7 protein-coding genes are annotated in these 6,786 nt (G+C 70.2%); 3 read left to right on the top strand and 4 right to left on the bottom strand.

The window, feature by feature from the left end:
- Positions 1–1,206: 1,206 nt before the first annotated feature.
- Positions 1,207–2,355: a hypothetical protein gene (locus ACWDYJ_RS24770; protein ID WP_451567778.1), complete on the bottom strand. Its 1,149-nt coding sequence runs from the start codon at positions 2,353–2,355 to the stop codon at positions 1,207–1,209.
- A 14-nt stretch (positions 2,356–2,369) separates the two neighbouring features.
- Complete coding sequence (locus tag ACWDYJ_RS24765; protein ID WP_451567777.1) at positions 2,370–3,008, bottom strand: hypothetical protein; 639 nt, start codon at positions 3,006–3,008, stop codon at positions 2,370–2,372.
- A gap of 330 nt (positions 3,009–3,338) precedes the next feature.
- Between ACWDYJ_RS24765 and ACWDYJ_RS24760 the strand changes: the two genes are divergently transcribed.
- Both ACWDYJ_RS24760 and ACWDYJ_RS24755 read left to right on the top strand, forming a co-directional pair.
- On the top strand, positions 3,339–3,554 hold the full coding sequence (locus ACWDYJ_RS24760; protein ID WP_451567776.1) for a hypothetical protein: 216 nt from the start codon (positions 3,339–3,341) through the stop codon (positions 3,552–3,554).
- Positions 3,539–3,676: a hypothetical protein gene (locus tag ACWDYJ_RS24755; protein ID WP_451567775.1), complete on the top strand. Its 138-nt coding sequence runs from the start codon at positions 3,539–3,541 to the stop codon at positions 3,674–3,676. Before ACWDYJ_RS24760 ends, ACWDYJ_RS24755 begins: the two co-directional genes overlap by 16 nt.
- Positions 3,677–3,816: 140 nt before the next feature.
- Here the strand turns inward: ACWDYJ_RS24755 and ACWDYJ_RS24750 are convergent, their stop codons facing one another.
- Together ACWDYJ_RS24750 and ACWDYJ_RS24745 are read right to left on the bottom strand one after the other, a co-directional pair.
- Positions 3,817–4,887 (bottom strand): thiol-activated cytolysin family protein, encoded by a 1,071-nt coding sequence (locus ACWDYJ_RS24750; protein ID WP_451567774.1) that lies wholly within the window; start codon positions 4,885–4,887, stop codon positions 3,817–3,819.
- A gap of 477 nt (positions 4,888–5,364) precedes the next feature.
- The gene (locus ACWDYJ_RS24745) at positions 5,365–5,949 is read right to left on the bottom strand and encodes a hypothetical protein (protein ID WP_451567773.1); all 585 of its coding nucleotides are present in this window, start codon (positions 5,947–5,949) and stop codon (positions 5,365–5,367) included.
- Between the two features lie 147 nt (positions 5,950–6,096).
- Between ACWDYJ_RS24745 and ACWDYJ_RS24740 the strand changes: the two genes are divergently transcribed.
- Positions 6,097–6,594, top strand: a complete 498-nt coding sequence (locus ACWDYJ_RS24740; RefSeq protein ID WP_451567772.1) for a hypothetical protein — start codon at positions 6,097–6,099, stop codon at positions 6,592–6,594.
- Positions 6,595–6,786: the final 192 nt, after the last annotated feature.

The raw sequence follows: 6,786 nt of genomic DNA, 5'->3' as shown, positions 1-6,786 counted from the left end.
GATGGGCGTGGGCCGTGCGTTCGACGGCCCGGGCCAGGCTGTGAAGCAAATGCCACCGGTCGGCGACCTGGATCGCGTCGGGGGCGGCCCGTTTGCCCCGACCGCGGCGGCCGCACCGCCACGCAGTACGACTCGTCGGCTGATCTGCACAGTCGTTCCCTTCTACCGCCATCTCTTGGCCCCATGCCCATCCTCGGGCGGGCTCACTATGAACCGGCCGAGGACGGGAGCTGACCACGACACCCTCGGGTGATCACGGTTCACGCGAACGCGCACGGCGGGTCGGCATCTGCCGGTCCGAGCCTGCCGGAAGGGGGATGCAGGCTGGGCCTGAGTCCGGCTCAGGACCCGTCAGTCTGCCTGGTCGGCCCAGGCGCTCTCCAAAACGCTGTGGATTCAGCGTGTGAGCGCTCCTGTCGCAGGCGACGACCAGCGTGCCCTGTCTGACGGCGAATCTCGTCGACCGCTTGGCAGGACTCTCTCGGAACCCGTGCTGGCATGTGCGCCGGGATGGTGTCCAGCCCGGCCCGGGATCGCGGCGGGGATTCACGCCGTTCGCCATCTGCCCGAGTGGGGAGCGAACGCGCTGATCACGACGGTGAACCCGAAGGCGTACGAGGGCGGGGGCGCGCTCGTCCTCGACCTCAACCGCTGACCATCATGGTCAGTAGGCAGCGCGGGGCGCTCGTGCCGAGCGCCCCGCGCTGCTTCCTCCGTCCCTCGCTCCCCTCTCAAGTCGTCGGGTTCCTGCCTTCGCTCTCCTCCGATGGCAGCTGACCGGGTTCTCAGCCGAGGGTCTGGCCGCCGTCGACGGGCAGGATGGCGCCCGGACATGGCGGGGTTGTCCATGAGGAAGAGGGCTGCGGCGGCGACCTCGTCGGCGGTGTTGAAGCACCGCCGCCGTAGGCGAGGAGGAAGATCCATCCGACGTGAGGGACGCTCAGGAGAACGCCATCGCTCCCGGAGGGACCCGCACCAACGTCCTCGCCAACTCCATGACGCCCGATCAGCTCACCCCATCAACCCCACACCCTGGCGCCCCACCGGCGGCACCGACGGGCCGGCAACGGCCTGCGCTTCACCCGCCGCGCTCGACGGTGAGGTACGGAGACCGAAACGGCCGCCCCCTTGAGCGTAGCCAGAGCCCTGCGGCAGGCGCGGTCTCGCCAGTGCGGCGAGACCGCCACCACGGCGAGCCGGGTCAGGTCACCACGTGACGTGGACGTAGCCGTTGCCGGCGGCACTGCCTGGTTGGGCCGTCACGCCGTCCATGCCCGGGGAGCCGCCCTCGTACTGGACGGAGTTGCCCATGCCGCCCCCGCCGCCGGGGGCACCGTCGCCGCCCGCGCCGCCCTGGCCGACACCCGCCGGCCGTGGGATGTCCCCGGGGGCGGGGGCTCCGCCCGCGCCGCCCTTGGCCGTGCCGGTGGCGCCCGCCCCGCCGGCACCGCCGAATCCCATCCCGTCGTTGCCCTTCACACCGTCGTTGCCCTTCTCGCCGCCCTTGCCGGGAGAACCGAGCGTGCCGGTGTAGATCTCTTTGTCCTTGTTCACGGTGCAGTACCCGAACATGTTCTTCGTGTCACCGCTGTCGGCGGAGCCGCCCTTTCCGCCCGCGCCGCCCTTGCCGGCGGCGCCGCCTTCGCCGTTGGCGCCGCTGCGGTAGCCGCCGATCCCGCCTCCGCCGCCAAGGCCCTGCGACCCGCCGGTGCCGGCGCCGGGGCCCTCGGCGCCCGCCCAGGAGATGTAGCCGTCCATGTGGACGCGCAACCAGCTGACGCTTCTCTTGCCGGTGCCGCCGTCAGTGCCGTTCCCGCCCCACTTTCCGTCACCGGAGGATGTGAGGTTGTTGCTCTTCGGGCCTCCCTCGCCTCCCTTGCCGAGGGTTCCTTTGCCGCCGCCGTACGTGGAGTCGGGGCCGAGGGCCACGTCCACGGTCGCCCCGGGCTTCACGGTCAGCTGGCACTTGACGAACACGCCGCCCCCGCCGCCTCCGCCGCCGCCTCCCGCACCGCCTCCGCCGCCGCCACCTCCCACCGAGGCGGAGCTGGTGGCCGGCCCTCCGCCGCCGCCTCCACCGCCCGCGCCGCCGCCGCCTCCACCGCCACGACCGCCGGGAGACCACATCCGTACCGTGATCCGGGTGACGCCCTGGGGGATCTTCCACGTCGAGTCGTGGTAGCCCGGCTTCGTCCATTCCACGACGTTGGCCGCGGCGGCGGCCGGTACCGCCTGGGCGCGCGGAGCGCCCTGGCCGGTCAAGGCGGTTCCCGTCGCGCACACCACGGCCAGGGAGACCACCAACCGTCTGCCCGTGTACCGGTGGTCGCCCGCGTGCTGCTTCGCCTGGTTCAATGCCCGCTCCTGTCTCACAGCGCCTCGAGCTCCCACTGGGCGGTGTCCTGGCCGTCGGATTCCTTCAGCCCCGTGCGGGGCGGGTACGCGCGCATCAGGCTGATGCCCAGGTGGAGGTCGGCGTCGGGGACGGCGATGGTGAACCGGCGGGCGTCGGGTCCCGGGCTCAGCGCCCAGCGCACCGGCTCGGGGAAGCCGCCCGTCAGGACGTCCACGTCCGGGTCCTCGTCGTAGCCGAGGAAGCTGCCGCCGGCGAGGTTCCGCAGGGTGCAGGTGGCGGTTCCGGCGACGGTTTCGAGCACCTTCAGTTCCCAGTGCTGGTCCGGGTTGTCCGCGGGGGCGAACACCACCGCCGGGGTACCGGCCGTCCCGTCGCCGTTCTGGAGGGTCAGGTACTGCTTGTCGGAGCGCCTGATGGCGTAGTGGCCCGCGGTCACCGGTGCCGCCGTTCCTGCGGCGGCACCGGTCTTGGTCTTGGCCGCGTCCTTGGCGGCCTCCGCCTCGAGCTTGCGTTCCAGTTCCTTCGTGTCGAGGCCGGACGCCCCCGGGAACTGCTGCTTGGCTTTGGCGACGGCCTGCTTGGGGGTGAGCCCCTGCAGCCTCATGAGCTTCAACGCGGCGTCGAAGACCAGCTTGGGCAGGTCAAAGATCACTGGCGCTCCTTGTGCGGTGCGGATATTGGCATATGCCTGACGGAGACATGACTGCCCGCGCCGTCACCGCACCGAAGCCCCCCGCTGGCCTCGTCACCCGAAAGAGGCTCAGCTGACCAGCCGCTTTGTTGGACGGGCCGAGGACCTGCCACGCTCGGCCTGATGGTCGGGGACATGATGACCGAGCGGCAGGCCCGACCACCCCAAGCCGCTATCGAGTCCGCTGTCCGAGCAGTGCGAGCAGTGGCAGAAGGTCAGAGATCCGCGCGGCCGGCCCAGACATCGTTCACCGGCTCCTGGCGCGGGCGAAGGCAGGGGTCACGGAGCTGCGTGCGCCGAACGCGGCTGGGCGCCGCCCTCGACCCGGCAGCCGCCGACACCGTCGCCGTGGTGTACATGATGCGCGGCGCCTTCCCTCACCAGCACCTGCTGGCCGAAGCCCGGCGCCCCCTCACCCACGCCCGCCCCATCGGCCCGGTTTCACCGCCGACCTCCCAGTTCTGTACCCGCGCGACTCCGAAGACCGGACCGTGCCGCGCCCGCTGACCCGCGCCCGCTCGGCGTCCCTCTACGAGCGGGCACGGCTCGCCGCCGACGCCCTGGCCTCCCAGGTCCGAGCGGAGCGCCGAACGCGACGGCTCGGCTCCTGCCCGGCGCACCCTGCCTGACACCGTCGGCGGGGCTTATCCGTGCCCGGTCCCGGTGTCCTGGCGGACGGCCCGGTCCTGCGTTCGTCGGCATCAGACTCATCGATCCTGTCGTCCCCACCCTCCCCGGCCTCGGCTGACCGGGCGGGTGCTGGGGGTGGTCACGGCGTCACCCGGTAGTCCAGGACGACGCGCATCGGCATGTCGTTGATCCACCGACCCGTGTCACCGCCACCGCCCCAGTACCAGGTGGGCACCTGAGTGACGAAGGTCGTGTGGCCGTCCTCCCGGACGAGCTGCTCATCCACGTCGAGGCCGAAGTTGAACAGCGCGGTGCTGCCCAGACGGCCCTCCAGCGCGGCGTGCGCCGTGCCGTCCTTGACCTCGGCCGGCCAGGCCCAGCCACCGTCCAGGGGATAGTGCGTGGCGCGGTCGCCACCCGCGGTTCCCTCGATCTCGTAGTCGTCCTTGAGGCGCAGCGCCATCGGCCCGATGGGCGCGTTCATCGTCACCCGCAGGCGGGTGGGGGTGAGGTGCACGGTACCGGGAGGCCCGGACTTCACCCGGGTGACGGTGCTGTACTTCGCCGTCTCGCCCATCCTCGCGATCTCACCGGTGTCCAGAGTGCGCAGGACGTACGTCATGGGCACGAGGTCGTCGAGGGCGGGGCTGTCGTCGAAGTACTTGTTGAGGGTCCCCTCCTGGATCATCTTCTCGATGCCGGGGCCGGAGCCACCGCGCGCGAGGATCATCAGCCTGGACTCGTTGAGAACCTTCTTGTACTCGGCCTTGACGCTGCCGCTCACGCTCCCCATCCCCTGGTAGGAGGCGCGAATCGCGGCCTTGGCCGTCAGCGAGTCCGCCTTCGTGGTCATCGCGAAGATGAGCGACCGGCCGTAGGTGACGGAGGCCACGTACAGCGGCGGGCTGCCGTGTCCGTCGAAGCCCATGTAGCTCGCCGAGACGTCGACCTCCAGGAGCGCCGACTGGATCGTAGACGCGTCGGTCATCTGGAAGTACGTGGCGGCCGCGGCGCCCTTCTGGCCGGACACCATCTTCGCGATGGCTTTCCGCACCGCGGAGGCGGACGGGTCGTCGATGGTGGCCGAGGGGTCGGGGAGGTGGGTGTCGGTACAGCTGATTTTGATCGGCGTCCGGTCCTCGACTCCGACCTCCAGCAACGCTCCCGAGGCCGCGGGTCCGCCCTGGACCAGCGCCCCCGGCCACAGCACGTCTCGTCCTGGCTCACCGTCTTTCGGCCGAGCACGAAGGAGCACTTTTACCGGAAGCCCCGGCCTACACGTACAAGGCGCGCTGGCAAGAGGAGCCGGCCGGCTGGGAAGGGATAACGCTCCCGCCGCAGTGAGGTTTTGGGATCTGTACATCACGGTGTCGGCGTGTGCCTCCGCGACTTCCGGAACGGACGCCTCCCGGCCCTCCAGCACCTTGCGTACAGCTGCCAGGTCGAGCCCGCAGGGCCAGGATCGACGAACCCGTCAACGGATGGTTCCCGTAGGCGCAGGTCCTGGATCAGGCCGTAACGGAACAGGCCCACCTGCCGGGCCCGCTCCGCCCGGCGACGGTCCTCGTCCTCACTCGGTGACATAGGCAACCCACCTCGTGTCTCGAACAGAGCCCGCCGCTCAGTCGGCGGACACGATCAAGACTTCCGGCACCTCCCGATCCCGCCCAGGGGCGGCCCGTGTTGATCAAATAGCTGTAGAAGGCGAGGTCAGAACCCTGCCGCCTATCGCTCGTCCGGCGAACTCCCACCGCGACACCGTGAGCATCTGCGGCCACCTGGCCGAGGCCGCCCGATGGGCGGCCGCGACCGCCGAGACCGCGTCGCCGAACATCGAAGACGTCGCATCCGGCATCACCGGGTCATCGGCCAGCGCGACCAGGACGACGGTGAAGTGACGGCGGACCTCCTCCGCCCGCCCGGCGAACGCCCGCAACCAGCCACGAACCGTGCCCTCCGCCAGACCAAGGACAGCCGCGACCCGGCGGTGCCCCATGCCCAGCGCGGCTATCTCCAGTCCGGCCCCAATCACCTCGGCCGCGTCCACCCGCCGCGGCCAGGACACCTCCGCCAGCAGCACGTGCGTGATCCCGCAGCCCGAACAACGCGTACGGCGCGGCCGCAGAAACAACCGGGCCCCGAGATCTCCCCGGATCACCCGGTGCCGACCATGCCCCCACGGTGCCAGCACCGCCTCGCGTGACGGACACGTCAGCCGGCCGTCCCGCAGCTGCCGTTCCACCAGCAGCACGTCCGAGTGCACGATCAGCACCGACACCTCCGCCTGACCTGCAGCAATCAGCCGGAACCTCTCCAGACGTGCCAGCATTCATGTTCGGATCACCCGGTCAGCGGCATCACCCGAGGACGCCCCCACCCCACCACCCTGCCCTCACCAGGCAGCAGCGATGATGCCTGCGTGGCGACAAACCTTGAGCTCTTCGCGGACTACTTCCAGATCTACGTCGAGGACGACGACTCAGAGGCAACCGAGAGCGGCATCGGCGATGTGTGGACCGAGCAGGCCGTCCTGGACGGGCTCGGCGTCGCCGAACACGCCCTGGCCATCGGCACGGCTGTCAACGTAACCGTCGACGTCACCATCGACCTCCTCACGGGCCAGCCGGATGATGACAGCGACGATTTCGACCACGTCGTCGAGGCCAGCCTCAACTTGGCCTCGGGGCGACTCGTCGTGCTGGGCTGCACCGACTACGTCCCCGACGCAGCACGCTTCGACATGCCGGCCGGGTGGACCCGCATCCGGGCGTCTCGGCGGAACCTCGAAGCCGCGGCCTTCCCCGATCCCGACTGCGAGGACGAGCCCGAAGACATGGAGGAGATCCGGATCCAGGCATGGCCGGCACCGTACTCTCAGCCCGACATCATCAAGCGATGGACACCGCCGGACGCATAGATCGCGAGTTACCCTTCGTGTTCACGCTGTCGTCGCACACCAAGCACTTCTCACGCACCCAGGCCCTGCCCGGCACATCTCCATCGTGAGCGTCGTCAAGCCACTGGTTCCTGCTCATGCTGAGAGTCGTCCAACAGCACCCCGAGATCACGGAAGCGGTCGACCGGACCAAGGAACTCATCGCGACTGGCC

Source organism: Streptomyces sp. NPDC003042 (assembly GCF_053591315.1).
Note: the sequence above shows the minus strand (reverse complement) of the source record. Positions and strands in the feature narration are given on the sequence as shown.